Below are 2,500 nucleotides of genomic sequence, written 5' to 3'. Positions count from 1 at the left end.
GCACGCCTGATAAGCGTGAGGTCGGTGGTTCGAGTCCACTTAAGCCCACCATATAGAAGAGCCGAGGTTCGGAGCCCGAAAATAACGACCGGCGAGGACTAAGATGTGAAAATCACGCAAGTGATTGAAACATATTAGACGAGTGGGAGTTATTTGAGGAGAAGCGAAGAACAATGAGGCTTGACATCATCAAGTCTAAAATCTCTTCTAAAAAAGCACCTTGAAAACTGAATAAAGAAGCAGATAAAGCGAGAAAAGTATTAGTTATACAGGTAAACAAACTCAAATGATAATTTGAATGCGTAAACCATAGGTAAAAAATACTACAATTAAGCTTAAGGGTAATAAGAAGATTAGTTATAAATAAACTAAAGGCTTATTAAACTGCGAAAAGAGTAATTAACATTACAAGAAAAAGAAGAACCAAAGATATCTCATAATGGTCAAGCTACAAAGAGCACAAGGGGAATGCCTTGGCACCGAGAGCCGAAGAAGGACGTGACTAACTGCGATAAGCTGCGGGGAGCCGTAAGTAGGCTTTGATCCGCAGATTTCCGAATGGAGCAATCCGGCAAGAGGAAAGTCTTGTCATCATATACTGAATACATAGGTATATGAGGGGAACCGCCTGAACTGAAACATCTAAGTAGGGCGAGGAAGAGAAATCAACTGAGATTCCGTAAGTAGTGGCGAGCGAACGCGGAAGAGGCCAAACCGAGAGTAGTAATACTTTCGGGGTTCGGACAGAAAACGGTATTGTAAAGGTTTAGTGGAATGGAATGGGAAGTCCAACCGAAGAAGGTGAGAGTCCTGTACACGAAAAGCCTGAACAGCCATCTGTATCCAGAGTACCGCCGGACACGTGAAACCCGGTGGGAATACGGGGGGACCATCCTCCAAGCCTAAATACTACTCGGTGACCGATAGTGAAGAAGTACTGTGAAGGAAAGGTGAAAAGTACCCCTGACGGGGAGTGAAAAAGAACCTGAAACCTTGTGTTTACAAGCACCGAAAGCTCATCAAAGAGCGATCGGGTACCTTTTGTAGAATGGTCCGGCGAGTGAATGTAACCGGCGAGGTTAAGCACTTAAGGTGTGAAGCCGCAGCGAGAGCAAGTCTGAATAGGGCGTATGAAGTCGGTTGTATTCGACCCGAAACCGGGTGACCTACCCATGGTCAGGTTGAAGTAAAGGTAAAACTTTATGGAGGACCGAACCGACTCCCGTTGAAATGGTAGCGGATGAACTGTGGGTAGCGGAGAAATTCCAATCGAACCCGGAGATAGCTGGTTCTCTCCGAAATAGCTTTAGGGCTAGCCTTGAAATAGATTACCGGAGGTAAAGCACTGAATTGGCTAGGGGCCGAGAGGTTACTGAACCTTATCAAACTAAGAATGCCGGATAATCGTTTTTCAGGAGTCAGACAGTGGGAGATAAGTTTCATTGTCAAAAGGGAAACAGCCCAGACCCACAGCTAAGGTCCCCAAGTATAGTTAAGTGGAAAAGGATGTGGAATTGCACAGACAACCAGGATGTTGGCTTAGAAGCAGCCACTCATTAAAAGAGTGCGTAATAGCTCACTGGTCGAGTGACTCTGCGCCGAAAATTTAACGGGGCTAAACTATACACCGAAGCTTGGGATACATCTAATGTATGGTAGGAGAGCGTTCTGTATGGGGAGAAGTCGTAGCGAAAGCGGCGGTGGACTATACAGAAGTGAGAATGCCGGAATAAGTAGCGAGAATTAAGTGAGAATCTTAATGGCCGAAAGTCTAAGGTTTTTGGAGGAAGGTTCGTCCGCTCCAAGTAAGTCGGGAGCTAAGGTCAGGCCGAAAGGCGTAGCCGATGCACATACGGTTGATATTCCGTAACCATCTGTAATTTAAGCAAAGGGACACTTCAAAAGGGTGTGACCCGGGCGTTGGTTGACCCGGGCGTAAGGGACCGAAATTAGAGTAGGGAAGCACACTTGGCTGAAGGCGAGAAAAGCTTTGCGTATAGAAGCAGATGCCCGTACCGCAAACCGACACAGGTGGACAGGAAGAGAATTCTAAGGCCAGCGGGAGAAGGGTAGTTAAGGAACTCGGCAAATTGACTCCGTAACTTCGGAATAAGGAGTGCTCGAAAGAGCCGCAGAGAATAGGCCCAGGCGACTGTTTAGCAAAAACACAGGTCTCTGCCAAATCGAAAGATGAAGTATAGGGGCTGACACCTGCCCGGTGCCGGAAGGTTAAGAGGAGGAGTGAGAGCTCCGAATTGAAGCCCCGGTAAACGGCGGCCGTAACTATAACGGTCCTAAGGTAGCGAAATTCCTTGTCGGGTAAGTTCCGACCCGCACGAATGGTGTAACGATCTGGGCACTGTCTCAACTACCCACCCGGCGAAATTGTAGTACCGGTGAAGATGCCGGTTACCTGCGGCAAGACGGAAAGACCCCATGGAGCTTTACTGTAGCCTGATATTGGGTTTCGGAAATCTATGTACAGGATAGGCGGGAGACT

Annotated in this window: 1 tRNA gene and 1 rRNA gene (1 of these 2 cut by a window edge); both read left to right on the top strand. The window is 47.3% G+C overall.

The features are described 5' to 3' along the window. Positions 1–51: transfer RNA gene (locus tag WMO31_RS11180), tRNA-Ile, on the top strand (it extends 26 nt beyond the left edge of the window). Between the two features lie 390 nt (positions 52–441). Then, positions 442–2,500, top strand: a 23S ribosomal RNA gene (locus WMO31_RS11175); the annotation flags it as partial.

The sequence above is a fragment of the Ruminococcoides intestinale genome (assembly GCF_040095935.1).
Classification (GTDB): Bacteria; Bacillota; Clostridia; order Oscillospirales; family Acutalibacteraceae; genus Ruminococcoides; species Ruminococcoides intestinale.
The sequence above is the reverse complement of the archived record's forward strand: the minus strand, read 5'-3'. Positions and strand labels throughout refer to the sequence as shown.